11 protein-coding genes are annotated in these 16081 nt (G+C 41.5%); 8 read left to right on the forward strand and 3 right to left on the reverse strand.

All coding sequences use genetic code 11. The features are described from left to right. Nucleotides 1–104 precede the first annotated feature (104 nt). Complete coding sequence (atpD, locus tag CSQ79_RS07735) at nucleotides 105–1553, reverse strand: F0F1 ATP synthase subunit beta (protein WP_099700590.1); 1449 nt, start codon at nucleotides 1551–1553, stop codon at nucleotides 105–107. A gap of 343 nt (nucleotides 1554–1896) precedes the next feature. Between atpD and CSQ79_RS07740 the strand changes: the two genes are divergently transcribed. From CSQ79_RS07740 to CSQ79_RS07750, 3 genes are all read left to right on the forward strand, one after another. Then, nucleotides 1897–3816 carry a pentapeptide repeat-containing protein gene (locus CSQ79_RS07740; RefSeq protein WP_099700591.1) on the forward strand — a complete coding sequence of 640 codons (1920 nt, stop codon included), beginning with the start codon at nucleotides 1897–1899 and terminating at the stop codon, nucleotides 3814–3816. Between the two features lie 304 nt (nucleotides 3817–4120). Continuing rightward, complete coding sequence (locus CSQ79_RS07745) at nucleotides 4121–4930, forward strand: pentapeptide repeat-containing protein (RefSeq protein WP_289500808.1); 810 nt, start codon at nucleotides 4121–4123, stop codon at nucleotides 4928–4930. A 26-nt stretch (nucleotides 4931–4956) separates the two neighbouring features. Further along, nucleotides 4957–5961: a hydroxyacid dehydrogenase gene (locus CSQ79_RS07750; RefSeq protein ID WP_099700592.1), complete on the forward strand. Its 1005-nt coding sequence runs from the start codon at nucleotides 4957–4959 to the stop codon at nucleotides 5959–5961. A gap of 377 nt (nucleotides 5962–6338) precedes the next feature. Here the strand turns inward: CSQ79_RS07750 and psb29 are convergent, their stop codons facing one another. Continuing rightward, nucleotides 6339–7070 carry a photosystem II biogenesis protein Psp29 gene (psb29, locus tag CSQ79_RS07755; RefSeq protein ID WP_099700593.1) on the reverse strand — a complete coding sequence of 244 codons (732 nt, stop codon included), beginning with the start codon at nucleotides 7068–7070 and terminating at the stop codon, nucleotides 6339–6341. A gap of 681 nt (nucleotides 7071–7751) precedes the next feature. On the opposite strand from psb29, the gene CSQ79_RS07765 reads away from it, so the two are divergent. From CSQ79_RS07765 to CSQ79_RS07785, 5 genes are all read left to right on the forward strand, one after another. Continuing rightward, nucleotides 7752–8810, forward strand: a complete 1059-nt coding sequence (locus CSQ79_RS07765; protein WP_099700595.1) for a chlorophyll a/b binding light-harvesting protein — start codon at nucleotides 7752–7754, stop codon at nucleotides 8808–8810. A 70-nt stretch (nucleotides 8811–8880) separates the two neighbouring features. Next, nucleotides 8881–10383, forward strand: coding sequence for a chlorophyll a/b binding light-harvesting protein (locus CSQ79_RS07770; protein WP_099700596.1), 1503 nt, complete (start codon nucleotides 8881–8883; stop codon nucleotides 10381–10383). A 77-nt stretch (nucleotides 10384–10460) separates the two neighbouring features. Continuing rightward, complete coding sequence (fldA, locus tag CSQ79_RS07775; RefSeq protein WP_099700696.1) at nucleotides 10461–10970, forward strand: flavodoxin FldA; 510 nt, start codon at nucleotides 10461–10463, stop codon at nucleotides 10968–10970. A gap of 75 nt (nucleotides 10971–11045) precedes the next feature. Next, nucleotides 11046–11777 carry an alpha/beta fold hydrolase gene (locus CSQ79_RS07780; RefSeq protein ID WP_099700597.1) on the forward strand — a complete coding sequence of 244 codons (732 nt, stop codon included), beginning with the start codon at nucleotides 11046–11048 and terminating at the stop codon, nucleotides 11775–11777. Between the two features lie 169 nt (nucleotides 11778–11946). After that, complete coding sequence (locus CSQ79_RS07785) at nucleotides 11947–13308, forward strand: NAD(P)/FAD-dependent oxidoreductase (protein WP_099700598.1); 1362 nt, start codon at nucleotides 11947–11949, stop codon at nucleotides 13306–13308. 82 nt (nucleotides 13309–13390) lie between these two features. On the opposite strand, the gene CSQ79_RS07790 is transcribed toward CSQ79_RS07785, so the two are convergent. After that, on the reverse strand, nucleotides 13391–15874 hold the full coding sequence (locus tag CSQ79_RS07790) for an EAL domain-containing protein (protein ID WP_099700599.1): 2484 nt from the start codon (nucleotides 15872–15874) through the stop codon (nucleotides 13391–13393). Nucleotides 15875–16081 lie beyond the last annotated feature (207 nt).

Consider the following 16081-nt stretch of genomic DNA (forward strand, 5'->3'; position numbering starts at 1 on the left):
AGGAGTTACTCATTAAGAGTGTTGAGTTATGAGTTAAGAAACGTCTTCAATTCAAAATTCAAAACTAATCACTCGCCCCTAATCCCTCGCTCCTCACCCCTCTTCTAGCTTTTCATCTTTTCAGCTTTAGCGATCGCTTCATCAATGTTACCGACCATGTAGAATGCTTGCTCAGGTAGGTCATCAAGTTCACCAGAGAGAATCCGCTGGAAGCCTTTGATTGTTTCTTCAAGCTTCACGTACTTACCAGGAGAACCAGTAAAGACTTCTGCAACAAAGAACGGTTGCGACAAGAAACGCTCAATTCTCCGAGCACGAGCTACTGTTAGGCGATCGTCTTCAGACAGTTCATCTAAACCAAGAATTGCGATAATGTCTTGAAGTTCCTTATAACGCTGTAGCGTTGCTTGAACTGCGCGCGCAGTGCTGTAGTGCTCATCTCCTACAATACTAGGCTGCAACATCGTAGAAGTTGAATCAAGTGGATCTACAGCGGGGTAAATTCCTTTAGATGCTAAACCACGCGATAGTACCGTGGTTGCATCCAAGTGCGCAAATGTTGTTGCAGGTGCAGGGTCAGTCAAGTCGTCTGCAGGTACGTATACTGCTTGAATCGAGGTGATTGATCCTTCATTAGTTGAAGTAATTCGCTCTTGCAATGCACCCATTTCGGTTGCCAATGTTGGCTGATATCCTACTGCTGAGGGCATCCGTCCCAAAAGTGCTGATACTTCTGAGCCTGCTTGGACAAAGCGGAAAATATTATCAATAAATAAGAGTACGTCTTGCTTACTGACATCGCGGAAGTACTCAGCCATTGTCAGAGCCGCCAGTCCGACGCGCATTCTTGCTCCAGGTGGCTCGTTCATCTGACCGTAAACCAAAGCCACTTTTGAATCATTGAGGTTTTCTTCGTTGATTACCCCAGATTCTTTAAATTCATTGTAAAGGTCGTTACCTTCACGCGTGCGCTCGCCCACACCGCCGAACACAGACACACCGCCATGCTCTTTAGCGATATTGTTGATTAATTCCTGAATAATGACAGTTTTACCAACACCAGCACCACCAAACAAGCCAACTTTGCCACCACGACGATAGGGAGCAAGTAAGTCTACTACTTTAATACCAGTTTCAAATACTGAGGCTTTCGTCTCTAATTCAGTTAGTTTTGGTGCATCGCGGTGAATTGGAAACCTTTCTTCTGTATTGACAGGTCCCATGTTGTCAACGGGTTCGCCAAGGACATTAAAAATCCGTCCCAAGGTAGCTTTACCAACGGGTACGCTAATGGGAGCGCCTGTATCGCTCGCTTCCATACCGCGAATCAAGCCGTCGGTAGAACTCATAGAAACGGCACGTACTTGGTTATCACCCAGCAACTGCTGCACTTCGCAGGTCACGGAAACCTCTTGTCCGGATTCGTTGGTTCCTTTGACGATTAAAGCGTTGTAGATTTGCGGCATTTTGCCTTCGGGAAATTTAACGTCTACAACAGGACCAATAATTTGCGTAATGTAGCCAATATTTGCTTTTTCTGCGGTAGTGACCATTCTCTCGCCTCGGAGTGTAATTCAGCTATCTGGGAGATACAGTTTTTAATAGACTGTTTTTAAGATTATCACTGAATAGGTAGCGAACTGCACTTTCAGTGGTATTCCTGCAAAATCTATTATGGTGCATTATTGGCAGGAATTACCGCCTTTCGAGCGGAGTTATGAATGTGTTGAGTTTTGAGTTAATGACGAATTATTCAATCCTCAGTAGCGATGGGATTATCTCATGATTCATTGTCAAATAGGTATTCACCTGAAACAATATAAATAAACATCGATTCCGGAAACGTCTTCGTTGGCTCTGTAGGACATAAGAAATTCCCTCCTCCACAATGTGTTTATGCCCCAGAACTTCTCTGGTCAAAACCTCCGAGGATACTCTTTTAAAGGACAAGACTTAACAGGTGCTAATTTCAGCCGTGCAGATATTCGGGGAACAAACTTCACAAATGCCATTCTCAAAGATGCTAACTTTAGCCATGCTTTAGCAGGATTACAGAACTACCGGATTGCAGGTTTACTCGTTATTTCTTTAGTGTTCGCAGTTGTTCTAATTGTTAACATTAAAGCAGGGCTACAACTGCGGTTATGGCCTTTAATTGGTGCAGTGAATGGAGCTGTTGCTGTCTCTGCAGCGATCGCTACTTCGGTAATTGTTGCTGGAGAAGCCGCTGCAATTCTACATATCGTTGTTGCTGTTCTGGTTGGCACGTTCATAATAGTGACAAACCAAGAGCCTTGGTGGACTGTTTGGACAGCATGGACTGTGATATTTTTCAGCGCTTACGTTAGTTGGGGGGCTTTGGGCGATGCTCAGCATTATGGCTTAGTCCGCAAAGTTGCTATTACTGTTGCTGCTATAGGTGGTACTCGTTTTTGCGGTGCTGATTTAACCGGTGCTAACTTTACTAAAGCCACATTGAAAGCTGTACAGTTTAGTCGTGCAAAATTAATTCGTACGAATTGGTTTCAAGCAAGACTTGACTTTGCTGATGTCGCACTAACGTATCTTGAAGTATCAAAAGTACGACAGTTAGTCGTCTCTAAAGATGGCAGAAATAAAAACTACGATCGCCTCACAATATCAGGTATCAATTTACAAGATGCTGATTTAGAAGATGCTAGCTTTATCGCTGCAGATCTCAGTGAAGCGACTTTACAAAATGCAAATCTATGCCGAGCCAAGCTGGTACGGACACAACTGTATCACGCTAACTTGACATCAGCTTGTTTAACTGGAGCTTACATTCAAGATTGGGCGATCGCTACTAATACCAAACTAGAGCAAGTTGAATGCGAATATATTTATACACACTTGCCAACAAAGGACGATCCCGACCCTTGTCGTAAACCAGATAATAAATCGGAAAACTTTCAACCTGGAGATTTTTCTGACTTTATTGCACCAATAATTAAGACGCTCGATCTGTATCGTCAACAAAATGTCGATCCGCGTGCCGTTGCGCTTAAGACACTTGATCTTTACCATCATCAAGGCATCGATCCTGGTGCAGCTGCAATTGCGCTGCAGCAGTTAGCCGCAAACCACCCCAATGCTGAGTTAAAAATTATCGCCTTAGAAGGACGAGGGCAAGACAAAATTCGCTTACAAGCCAAAGTTGCAGGTCATAGCGATCGCTCGCAACTGAGTGCTGAATATTTTGCTACCTACAGCGAAATTAAAGCTTTACCCTACAAGGATATGCAAGCATTACTTGCAGGAATTGCAGAGAAAGATCAACGCATTCGCAGCTTAGAAAACATGGTTGTTACTGCGATTCAAAGCAATAAATTTTACGCAGAAACTTACTATAACTTTGGAGATACCATGTCTGACAATCAAGGAAGTATCAATATCAGTGGCGTTCAAGGTAGCGTTAGCGGTGTTGCAGCGGCGGGACAAAATCAAAATATGACAGGAGTCGCGATCGGTCAAATTAGTGGTGCTGTCACAAACACAATCAGTCAACTGCAACAAGCTGAGTCTCCAGAAGCGCTGCAACTTGCCAAATTACTTGAGCATTTAAAGGCAGCGATTGAGGATGAAGCAGACTTGAACTCAGAGGATAAAGCAGAAGCACTAGAGCAAGTAAAAGTTTTAGCAGAAGCAGGACAAACTCAAGCAGGAATGCAAAATGCGGCAAAAACCGCAATTAAGATCCTCAAAGGTACTGCCGCTAGTTTACCAAGTGCTACTGCCTTTGTCGAAGCGTGTAATAAGCTGTTACCGTTAGTTGCCAAACTGTTGGTTTTGTGTTAAGCTCAAATCTTCAAAAAGAAGCATAAATCACTGATGCCCTACGACTTCCTTCGGGGCTATCCAGGCAAAGTGTACCTTCGTACACTAAAACAAGATTTTTATGAGTAAGTCCACGGAGGTGGACTTAGTTTATTAAGCGGCGGATTCATTCGCACTCGCATTCTACATTTTGTGCGCTCTTGTCTGTACCTATAATTAGAACATCTCTATCAACCAGTTTTGACTACACCCCTTCTTTCTGTAGTCAGAATCAACTATGCGATCGCATCTTGACGCTTAGCACTTCTCCTCCCTCGCACGGAAGATGGCATCAACTTTAAGTATCCTTGAAACTGACAAAAAGTTAACTTACAGAGCAGCCTTTATGGATATTGATGAACTTCTTAATAAGTATGCGGCAGGAGAGAGAAACTTTGGTAGTGCCAACTTGCGCTCTGCAGATTTGACACGAGCAACGCTGAATACAGTTGACTTGAGTGAAGCAATTTTAAGCGAAGCTATTTTGACTCAAGCTGAGTTAAGTGAAGCAAATCTTAGTCGAACAATTCTCACAAAAGTAGACTTGACAGAAGCAGTTTTGGCAGGAGCAAAGCTAACTGGTGCAGTTTTAACAGAAGCAGAACTCAGTCGAGTTAATTTATACGATGCTTTTTTACTTGGTGCAAATTTAGCAGGAGCTAATCTTACTGAAGGTAATTTAGGAGGCGCTAACCTTAGTCAAGGAAACCTCAGTGGAACTAACTTAAGTGGAGCAAACTTGGCTCAGGCAAACTTGCAAGGAACTAACTTAACTGAAGCAAACTTAAGTAGAGCAGATTTGACCGAAGCAAATCTGAGTGGGGCAGATCTCAGTGGCGCAATTTTGAGCGGAGCAATTTTAAGTGATGCTAACCTAAGTGATGCCATCCTCAGTCGAGCAGTTCTTACCGAAGCTGTTTTACAAGGCGCGAACTTGAGTGGAGCTGTCTTGAGCGGTGTTAACCTTACTAAAGTAAACTTAGAAAAAGCAAACTTGAGTAACGCAGTATTAACTAGTGTAAACCTCACAGAGCTAGACCTGAGTCAAACAAACTTAAGTGGAGCAACCATGCCTGATGGTAGCACCCACGACTAAACTTAGAGCCTATCAAAGGAGCATCTGTGAAAATTACCGTCTTTGAAATTGAAGACTGGGAGCGCGAACTTTTTGATAAGTTGAGTGGCGAACATATTATTGAATACTGTGATGAGCCGCTAACGAGTGAAAATGCCAGTCAATTTACTGATGCTAACGTCATTTGTGCATTTATCTACTCGAATCTCAGTCAAAATATTCTACAGCAGTTCAATCAATTGCAACTCATCGCTACGCGATCAACTGGGTTTGACCAAATTGACACGACTTACTGTCAGCAAGAGAATATCAAAGTTTGTAATGTGCCTAACTACGGAGAACATACAGTTGCTGAACACGTATTTGCCTTGTTATTGGCGTTAAGCCATAGAGTTGTTGATGCTGTTGATCGCACTCGTAAAGGTGACTTTTCTTTTCAAGGATTACAAGGCTTTGATTTATTAGGTAAAACTTTGGGTGTGATTGGTACTGGTGCAATTGGACGTTGTGTGATCTCAATTGCTAAAGGTCTTCGGATGAATGTTGTTGCATACGAACAAAATCCCCGTGAAGAGTTAGCATCGCAATTGGGATTTTATTATGCTCAAATGTCAGAAGTATTAGCAAGTGCAGACATCATTACATTGCACGTTCCTGCAAATAAAAAAACGTATCATCTGCTTTCTGACGAGCAATTTTCTCAAATGAAAGATGGTGTAGTGTTGATTAACACAACCCGTGGAAGTGTAGTGGATATCAAAGCATTGTTACAAGCTTTAGCAACCGGAAAAGTTGCTGCTGCTGGCTTAGATGTCTTACCAGAAGAATTTGTGATGCATCACGAAAGAGAATTACTAAAGTCTTTAGTGCAGAAGCAAGGTAACTTAGAAGAACTACTTGCGAATCAAATATTGCTGCGTCTATCAAATGTTATTGTGACTCCCCATAGTGCCTTTAATACTTATGAGGCTAGAACGCGAATTTTAGATACAACGATTGATAATATTATGAGTTTCTGTCAAGGCAAACCGCAAAATGTCGTTGTTGATTAATAGGTATTAAGCAGGTTCGCGGCTTTCTATGGCAGAGATAATGTTTGATGTTCTTTTTAGATTATCCTCGTTGGTGCAGATGATAAAGCCAAGTTTTGTCCTCTACTGTTTCTGTTAGTTGAATAACAGACTCAGATTTTGAGTACGCAGGTTTAAACTTGACTTTATCCGTTGCTAGAGCTAAATAGCGCATTTTTAACGCAGTGTAACATCTGGTGCAAACCAGATATTTTCTAATAAGCTAGCGTATTTCTGATTCAAGAATGCCTAGATCAAAAATAGAAATTATCAGGAGTAATTATGATAGGTCGCCTTTACTTCACTAAGATCTATCAATTACTCCTAACTTTGAATCAAGAACCAAAAGGAGTTTTGTCTTACGGTGAACCAGGGGCTTGTGAAGGATCTTCGGAATCAGGAGTTGTTACGGCAATACCTTTATCTGGGGTGAGTTGCTGACGCTTCTTACGGTCAGCAGAAAGAATATCTGCAATTGTTGCTAATGCTTGCTCCATTTTGTCTACATTAGCGCGGTACAGTTCTAAATCCTTGTTGAGTTTATCTTCTGAGATGTTCAAAGTAGCAGCAATATTTTTCAAAGCTTCGACTCGCTGCTTTTCGTCTTTGACTAATGCAGGGTCTGATAGTTCTAATAAGCTAAACACTCCGATCGCAAACAAGCGGCTGTATTTAAAGTTGGGATTATGGGCGATCGCTCCAATTTGTTGTTGGAGATCGCCTACTTCTTCTTTGTGAGATTCCCCACGTACCCATGCCATTAACTCAGTATTTGACACATTCTTCGCAAATAAACCAAGACGTTCGGCATCCTGGCGATATTGTTGCGGATCGCTTTCTACAGCTTGACACAAGGCATTAAAAATTGATTCTTTATCTTTTTCAGGTTGATAACCTTGCATAAACCGCTCGAAAGCAGTGACTACGCCCAAAGCATAAATTGGGTTGTAGCTAAAATCGACATTCACTGACAGCAAGTGCATTTCTACCATCAGTTCTTCCACCACTCGACGATAAATTGTGTTGATCGGACGAGTGTGAGATGTGTAGAAAGCTCGCTTGGTATCGGAAACAGTACGGACGTTATTCACTGGACGATTTCAAGGGCGACGTAAACTTATTGTCGCGCTTAATAGCCACTTTGCCAAGTTGAGCTTTGATCCCCAGCTAGAGGAATATATTCTGAGGTGATACATCTTACGATTTAGTAATCAAAAGGGCTAATCAGCTAAACACAAGCTGATGGCTACTAAATGACGCGTTATCAACTTTTAACTTCATTTTCCTATTTGCACGTTTTTGTACAGCGAGGTGGATGTGTTGTAGGTTCGTAATCTAAACAATTAATTGCATCCTCCGTAAGTGCTTTGCAAGGATGTACAGTACATTTAAGTCGATAATCTCCAGTGAAGTAGGCGCAGCGGCTACAAGGAACTTGGTGCAGTTGCTTCAGTCGAGTGATACCATCTCGCGTTGCTATCAAGACACTCCACAAAAAAACTGCTAGCAAAGATGAAACCGAAAGCAAACACAGGGGGGTTGTAATCGGTTGGACAACTTGAAGCAATAAATTAAACATATGCATTATGCCGAGTGAGTGTAAGTTGCAGTGTTTCTGCATCCTTGATGCCGGTTCAACAGGGTGCACTAATTGCTAAAAATCAAGAATTACAGAAATTTAATGAAAAGGATTGTCAATAACTAACGGTATAGTGTAAGCTATCTTGCAAGTTTTTGAAAAAGATTTTCAATAATTAGGAGGTTAGATTACAGTGACAACTGTTGCTAAGAGTCCACTTTCAGTAGAGCAAGATCTATCAGAGTCTCCTTGGTGGGCGGGTAACGCCCGTCTCACAAATCTATCGGGTAAGTTACTCGGTGCTCATGTTGCCCATTCCGGCTTAATTGTGTTGTGGGCTGGGGCAATGACATTATTTGAACTGGGTCATTTTAATCCGGCAAAACCAATGTACGAGCAGGGCTTAATTTTGCTACCGCATCTAGCAGCCCAAGGTTGGGGAGTTGGTGCTAACGGTGCTGTAGTCAATACGCACCCATACTTTGCGATCGCTGTTATTCATTTGATCTCGTCAGCATTTCTAGGGTTTGGTGGTATCTTTCATTCACTACGTGGTCCAGAAAGATTAGAAGGCAGATTTTCCTTTTTTGGCTATGACTGGGCAGATACCAACAAAATGACAACAATTTTGGGCATTCACCTTGTTTTACTCGGAATAGGTGCATTTCTCTTAGTTGCCAAGGCAATGTACTTTGGTGGTTTATATGACCCAAATGTTGAAAATGTCCGGCTTGTAACTAACCCGACGCTCGATCCTACAGTCATTTACGGCTATCTCTTTGGTGCTGTTGGTAGGTTCTGGATTGCTGGCGTTGACAACCTTGAAGATGTTGTTGGCGGTCATATCTGGGTTGGCGGAATGTTGATTTTTGGTGGGTTGTTCCACATTGTGACTAAGCCTTTTCGCTGGACATACCCGTTCTTTGTTTGGTCAGGAGAAGCTTATCTTTCCTATAGTTTGGGCGCTTTGGCATTGATGGGATTTATTGCAACGCTGTTTGTCTCAGTCAATACGACTGTTTATCCTGAAGTTTTCTATGGTCCAGCATTGGTAGTACGGCAAAATATTGTGCCTTACTTTTCATCGCCCGATCCTAATTTAGTTACCTCTCGGACGTGGCTTGCTAATGCTCATTTTTGGTTAGCGTTTTTCTTTTTGCAAGGACATATTTGGCACGCTTTGCGATCGCGTGGTTTAGATTTTCGCAAAGGTCGCATTAGTGAAGATGCTGTGATTCCTCAACCTAGTTAATGCAAGTGATTAGTGTTTGTTCTAAAAAATTTAGTGTTGCAATAACGCAAGTAATTCTCAAGGAGTTGCCATGACTGCGGTAATTTCAGATAGCCCTTACAAGAATCAAATTCCTGATGTAGGCTGGTGGGCTGGTAATTTTCGTCTGACAAACTTATCAGGTAAGTTATTAGGTGCACACGTTGCACATTCAGGGTTAATCTTGCTGTGGGCTGGAGGAATGACACTGTTTGAGTTGTCACGCTTTCATCCTGATCAACCGATGTACGAGCAAGGGTTGATTTTGCTACCGCATCTAGCCACATTAGGCTTTGGTGTCGGGGCTGGCGGACAAGTTGTTAGTACCTATCCCTACTTTGTCATTGCTGTTTTGCATCTCATACCCTCAGTTATCCTGGCAGCAGGGGGGCTTTATCACGCTCTATTAGGGCCCGAAGTTTTAGAAGATAATCCTACTTTAGCTGGGTTTTTTGGCTACGACTGGAAAGATAAAGACAAGGTCACGTCTATTTTAGGCATTCACCTGATACTTTTAGGCTTAGGTGCTTTACTACTCGTTGCCAAAGCGATGTTCTGGGGCGGATTGTTTGACCCTTGGGCAAGTGGCGGCGGTGACGTGCGTGTCATCAGTCATCCCACACTCAACCCTGTCCGCATTTTTGGCTATTTATTCGGGGCTTGGGGTTCAGAAGGAATGGCGGCGGTAGATAACTTAGAAGACGTTGTCGGCGGTCACATTTGGGTTGGATTAATGCTCATTGGTGGTGGACTGTTCCACATCTTGACGCAACCGTTTGCATGGGCGCGACGCATTTTAATTTATTCAGGCGAAGCTTATCTTTCTTACAGTATTGGTGCTGTTGCCTACATGGGCTTCTTTGCTGCCTACTTTGCGTGGGTCAACAATACTGTATACCCAGAAGTTTTTTATGGTCCGGTACATGCTTTAGAATCTGCGCCTGGATTGGTTTCTGTTCGTGGTTGGCTAGTGACATTTCATGTTGTTTTAGCCTTAATCTTTCTCATCGGTCATATTTGGCACGCCCTCCGCGCCCGCGCTGTTGCTGCTGGATTTGATTTCAAAAAAGGCGACATGGTTCAGCCACCACAAAATCCTCAAACAGCAACCGCAATCAGTTCTCAAGATGTGACATTGAACTTTCTCAAATACCTACCAATTTATCGCCCAGGAATTAACCCTTTGGCGCGAGGATTAGAAATTGGGATGGCACATGGTTATTGGCTAGTTGGACCTTTTGCTGTATTAGGCTCTATCGGTACATTACGCAATGCTAATGTTGGCGATCTTGTTGGTTTACTCGCTGCTGGAGGTTTAATTCTCCTCCTCACAATCGGTTTTTCAATTTATGGCAGTACCAAATTAGAAAAACGCCTAGAAACTTTACCAAGACCAGCTTTTGCAGCGACAGTTCCCAACGTTCCTGAAGCTTTACAAAATGTAGATGAGTGGAGTCAGTTTACAACAGGCTTTTTCATTGGTGGCATTGGTGGCGCAATTTTTGCGTACTTGCTTTTAAATAGCTGGAGTGCATTTGTGGCGATCGCCAATTAGTAAAACAGGGGCAAAAAAGTATTTGAAACGTGCTTAATGCCCCTACAAATTTTGACTCAAATATTGTAGGTAAAAAGATGTCAGGTATTGGTTTATTTTACGGTTCGACAACTGGAAAAACCGAAATTATTGCCGAGATGATTCAACAAGAATTAGGCGAAGAAGTTGTAGGACTGCATAATATGGCAGATGTAGAGGGTAGTGAATTTAATGATTACGAAAACCTCATTATTGCTTGTCCTACTTGGAATATTGGTGAATTGCAAAGTGATTGGGATGGTTTTTTCCCTGAACTTGATGACATAGATTTTAGTGGGAAAAAAGTGGCTTACTTTGGAACAGGCGATCAAGTTGGCTATGCTGATAATTTTATGGATGCTCTAGGAATTCTAGAAGAAAAAATTTCTGAATTAGGCGGAAAAACAGTCGGTTATTGGTCAACTGATGGATACGAATTTAACGAATCGAAAGCAGTTAGAGATGGCAAGTTTGTCGGTTTAGCGCTTGATGAAGATAATCAATCTGAGATGACTGAGCAGCGCGTTAAAACTTGGATATCTCAACTGAAGCAAGAATTCGGAGTGTAGTTAATGACATTGTGGCATAGGCATCTTGCCTGTGCTTTTATCTATATTTCTAGGGATGTTTATTAGAGACTTTATATGTCGATAGTTCCAGATGTTTTGTGGATAAACACTAGTCCTAGTCTGCAATGCTTTCATCGTCCATTGTTGTGCTATTTATCCCATCATTTAACAGTAGCGCAGTGGGAATATTGCCAAACTCAAGATGAACCAAGTTCGCTTGATATTGCTTTAGAATTACTACATGATTACTTACAATCGTGCGATCGCCCTGTTCACTTAATCGGTCACAGTACAAGTGGTTTACTAGGATTACTGTATGCACGCCGGTATCCAGATAAAGTTAAATCACTCACTTTACTAGCTGTAGGTGCAGATCCTACTATTGATTGGCAACTTCATTATTATAATCATCGCAAAATTATGAGTCGTCAAAAAGTGTTAACTTCGATGGCTTATAATTTATTTGGCTCGCATGATAAATGTACAATTAATAGTTTTATCAAACGCTTATATAAAGACTTATATTGTTCGCTCTCACCACACTCATTGTTACAACGAGCCAGTTTACCTACAAGTGGTGTACCAGTGCCATTAATGGTTTGTGGCGGTAGTGACGATATAATTATCGAGCCAGCAGATTTGCAAGGTTGGAAAGAGTATTTTAAAGCAAGCGATCGCCTATGGCTATGTCCTCAAGGTAAACACTTTTTTCATTACTGTCAACCTCAACTTGTAGGGGAACAAATACTTAATTTTTGGCAATTTACTCATCAATCAGCTTTACTTCACGCTAGCTTGTTGCTTTAAGCTTGGTGACTAAAGTTCACAGCTTGACAAACAAAGTCCACCTCCGTGGACTAATTAAATAAGTAATGTGCGATCGCTTCACTTTTGACCTGTAGCGATTGCTACGCATATTTCTTTTAGTTAAGCTAATATAAATGTTCGTAAAGAAATTAGCTAAAAGTCACTTTATATGGTTAATGCTGTCGAAAAGCAATCTCCGCATCGTGTAGTGATAGTCGGTGGTGGATTTGGCGGGTTATATGCAGCGAAATCCCTCGGCAGTGTTCCTGTAGAGGTAACATTAATAGATAAACGCAACTTTCATTTATTTCAACCTTTACTCTATCAAGTTGCAACAGGGACGTTATCGCCAGCGGATATCTCTTCTCCCTTACGTGCTGTCCTCAGCCGCAACAAAAATACGACAGTACTCATGGGAGAAGTTGTTGACATTGATCCAGAACAGCGCAAGGTGACACTGCAAAATCAAGAACTACAATACGATAGTTTAATTGTCGCTACAGGGGTAAAACATTCGTATTTTGGTAAAGATGAGTGGTCAGAATTTGCTCCAGGCTTGAAAACCGTTGAAGATGCACTAGAAATGCGGCGACGGATTTTTGTTGCGTTTGAAGCTGCTGAGAAAGAAACTGATCCAGAAAAACGCCGCGCTTGGTTAACGTTTGTGATTGTTGGTGGTGGACCTACTGGGGTTGAGTTAGCAGGAGCGATCGCAGAACTTGCTTACAGTACATTAAAGAAAGATTTTCGTAACATCGATACAGCTGAAGCCAAAATCTTATTACTTGAAGGGATGGATCGCTTACTTCCACCCTATGCAACAGAATTATCGACAAAAGCAACAACATCTCTCCAGCAATTGGGCGTAACAGTGCAAACAAAAACACTAGTTACCGATATTACAGATGACATTGTGACAATGAAGCAAGGAGATGAAGTCACGCACATTGCTGCTAAAACAATTCTTTGGGCTGCGGGCGTCAAAGCTTCTGCTATGGGAGAAATTTTAGCTAAGCGTACTGGCGCACAACTTGATCGTGCCGGACGAGTTATCGTTGAACCAGACCTCAGTATTCCAGATCATCCCAATGTTTTTGTTGTTGGTGACTTAGCAAATTTCTCTCACCAAAACAGTAAACCCCTACCTGGTGTTGCACCTGTTGCTATGCAACAAGGACAATATGTTGCAGCACTACTTAAACAACGGTTACAAGCAAAGACACTACCACCGTTTAATTACTTTGATCGCGGCAGTTTAGCCGTTATTGGACGCAATGCAGCAGTTGTAGACTTTGGTTTTGTTAAATTCTCTGGTTTCTTAGCATGGCTGACATGGGTATTTGTCCACATTTATTTCTTAATCGAATTTGATAACAAACTTGTGGTTCTCTTGCAATGGGGTTGGAACTACTGGACGCGCAAGCGTGGTGCAAGATTAATCACAGGCGAAGAATCTTTATTGACAGTAGGAGTTGATAATCAAGGAGATTTCTACACACCAACTAATAGCAATTCAGCCGTTAAAGTGTAATTTTATTAATAGATATTAATATAAATCTGGTTGGTTAGCGGCGATCAAAAGTGACTATTGGCTAGTGAATAATAACTAGTCCTTACCACTGGGGATTGCTTTTTAGTAAAGCTTTTACTTGCTCAGCGTTGAGAGATTGAGATATAAAGAACCCTTGCGCATATTCACATTCTAATGTTCTCAGGTAGGCAAGTTGTGCTGATGTTTCTACACCTTCTGCTGTGACGTCAATATTTAGTTTATGGGCAAGAGTAATAATTGTTTCAACAATTTCAGCGCTAGCTTGCTCAACACCAATACGTGAAACGAAAGAGCGATCAATTTTTAATCCGTTGATGGGAAAATGATATAAACGTGCTAGAGATGAGTATCCTATTCCAAAATCATCAATTGATAACTGAACGCCCAAATCTCTTAACTGTAAAAGCTTAGTTGAAATAGAATCATTTTCTTCCATAATGACGCCTTCAACAATTTCTAGTCTTAAGTGTGAGGCGATTAAGTTAGTCTGCTGTAAAACTTGCTGAATTTGCTCGACAATATTAGGTTGAGAAAACTGCTTGCCAGAAAGATTAATACTTATAATTAAGTCTTTTGCTTCTGTAAGTTGTCGTTGCCATTGACACAATTGATAGCAAGCCGTGTAAAAAATCCATTGACATAAGCGAGTGATCATCCCAGTTTCTTCTGCTGTTGCAATAAATCTATCTGGGTTTTGCAAACCATATTGGGGATGCTGCCAGCGTATCAGGGCTTCAAAACCAGTAATTTTGCCTGTCTGCAAAGAAATAATTGGTTGATATTGCAAAATAAATTCTTGTCTTTCAATTGCATTACGCAGATCTGTTTCTAATTGTAGGCGTGCAACAGCTTTGGTATACATTGCAGGATTAAAGATTTCGTAGCGCCCCGCACCTTGGTTTTTAGCACGATACATAGCAATGTCAGCGTTGCGTAGAAGTGCTTCTGGCTGATCGTAATGAGTGGCACTTAGTGCAATACCAATACTTGCAGAGGTAAATATTTGTTGTTCTTCAATTTCAAAAGGTAACGAAAGTACTTGTTCAATTCTTTCAGCTACACGAATGGTATCGCTGGCATCTTGAATACCGTCAAGTAAAATTGTAAACTCATCTCCGCCCAAGCGGGCAACAGTATCAGTTGGTCGCAAGCATTCTTGTAACCGAGATGCGATCGCTACAAGTAACTTGTCTCCAAGAAGATGCCCTAAACTGTCATTAATGACTTTAAAGCGATCTAAATCAAGAAAAAGAACTGCAAATAGATAATTTTGATATCTCTTAGCGTGTTGAATTGCCTGTTCTAGACGATCTAAAAACAGTGCACGATTGGGTAAACCTGTCAAGGCATCGTGAAAGGCATTTTGAAGCAATTCCTCTTCTGCTTGCTTGCGTTCAGTAATGTCTCGACAAATTGCGTGTAATTCTATTGGTTCGCCCTCGTTGTCAATCACTAGTTGATTGCGTTCGCGTACCCAAAGCACTGAACCATCTTTACAAACTTTGCGCAGTTCTACTTCACTACTAGTAATCTTTTCGCGAAAGATACTTTCCATCCAATCTTGCATCCAGTCGCGATCAGCTTCATAAATTGTCATCAATGCAGGTTGACCGATCAACTCTTGTTTGTCGTAACCTAAATACTCAGCAGCATAGTTATTGACCGATTTGAGAGTCCCATCAGCGGCGATCGCAAAATAAGCATCAGGCGCAAAATCAAACAACTTTTGATAGCGCTCCTCGCTTTCTTTTAAAGCTTCAGCATTGGCAATTTTAGCACTGAGACGCTGACCAAAATAGGAACCTACTGATGCCAACAGCAAAATACTTAAACTAGCAGTACCAGTAGCAATTGCTAAAACAAATCTATCGATTCCGGTAGAACCTTGGGCAAGAAGTTTAATTGAAGGGTAATAGTCAACTGCCATCATGCCTAGATAATGCAAGGCATCAATGGCGACACCAGCAAAAAGTGCACTAACAACTTTACCCAGACTTTCAGATCTGACAATTTTTTCAGCACTAGCATGAAATGCTAACCACAACGCACTAGTTGACATAAAAATTGTGAAAGCCCCTGCAAAAATAAGAAATTGTGGACTATAAACTGGCATTGCACCGAGTCGCATTCCCCACATTGCAGTAAAGTGCATCGTAATAATGCCCAACCCTACAAAAATGCCTCCTGTCAATAAAGGCAACCACCTCAACGGTCTTTGGCTAGCAGTTGATAATCCGATTCCACAAAAGGCGATCGCGACTAGTAATGAGAGTAAGGTTGTTGGAATATCGTAAGTAATTGGTATAGGTAGCTCGTAGGCAAGCATGGCAATAAAGTGCATGACCCAGATACTAATCCCTAAAGCGATCGCACTACCGCTTAACCACAACTTTCTTGCTGTTCCTTGTGTGACAGGAACTTGCCCAGCCATATCAAGTGCTGTATATGAACTGATAATTGCTACCACAAGGGAAAGTACAACCAAACGCAGATCGTAAGTAGCGCTTAAGGCTGTACTGATGGAAGTTATATCTTTGACAACCATAAAGTATGATATTAGTTACCTTATGCATAATTGAGTAAATTTTTTATCTTATACTCGAAATAACACTTACAGAGTTTGCGTAACTACTGGCATTTCAAAAATATTTATTTATTTTCAACTAAAAATCGTAAAAAATATACACTTTAAGTAGCTTTTAAGCGTTTGATAGTGCCAAAACTCCTAAAAAATAATAATTTTAATACGCAA

This window comes from Gloeocapsopsis sp. IPPAS B-1203 (assembly GCF_002749975.1).
GTDB lineage: Bacteria > Cyanobacteriota > Cyanobacteriia > Cyanobacteriales > Chroococcidiopsidaceae > Gloeocapsopsis.

What these genes read in the sequence shown, in the direction of transcription:
- atpD (WP_099700590.1), bottom strand. Translation starts at nt 1,553, where the DNA reads ATGGTCACTACCGCAGAAAAAGCAAATATTGGCTACATTACGCAAATT.
- CSQ79_RS07740 (WP_099700591.1), top strand. Translation starts at nt 1,897, where the DNA reads ATGCCCCAGAACTTCTCTGGTCAAAACCTCCGAGGATACTCTTTTAAA.
- CSQ79_RS07745 (WP_289500808.1), top strand. Translation starts at nt 4,121, where the DNA reads ATGGCATCAACTTTAAGTATCCTTGAAACTGACAAAAAGTTAACTTAC.
- CSQ79_RS07770 (WP_099700596.1), top strand. Translation starts at nt 8,881, where the DNA reads ATGACTGCGGTAATTTCAGATAGCCCTTACAAGAATCAAATTCCTGAT.
- fldA (WP_099700696.1), top strand. Translation starts at nt 10,461, where the DNA reads ATGTCAGGTATTGGTTTATTTTACGGTTCGACAACTGGAAAAACCGAA.
- CSQ79_RS07780 (WP_099700597.1), top strand. Translation starts at nt 11,046, where the DNA reads ATGTCGATAGTTCCAGATGTTTTGTGGATAAACACTAGTCCTAGTCTG.
- CSQ79_RS07785 (WP_099700598.1), top strand. Translation starts at nt 11,947, where the DNA reads ATGGTTAATGCTGTCGAAAAGCAATCTCCGCATCGTGTAGTGATAGTC.
- CSQ79_RS07790 (WP_099700599.1), bottom strand. Translation starts at nt 15,874, where the DNA reads ATGGTTGTCAAAGATATAACTTCCATCAGTACAGCCTTAAGCGCTACT.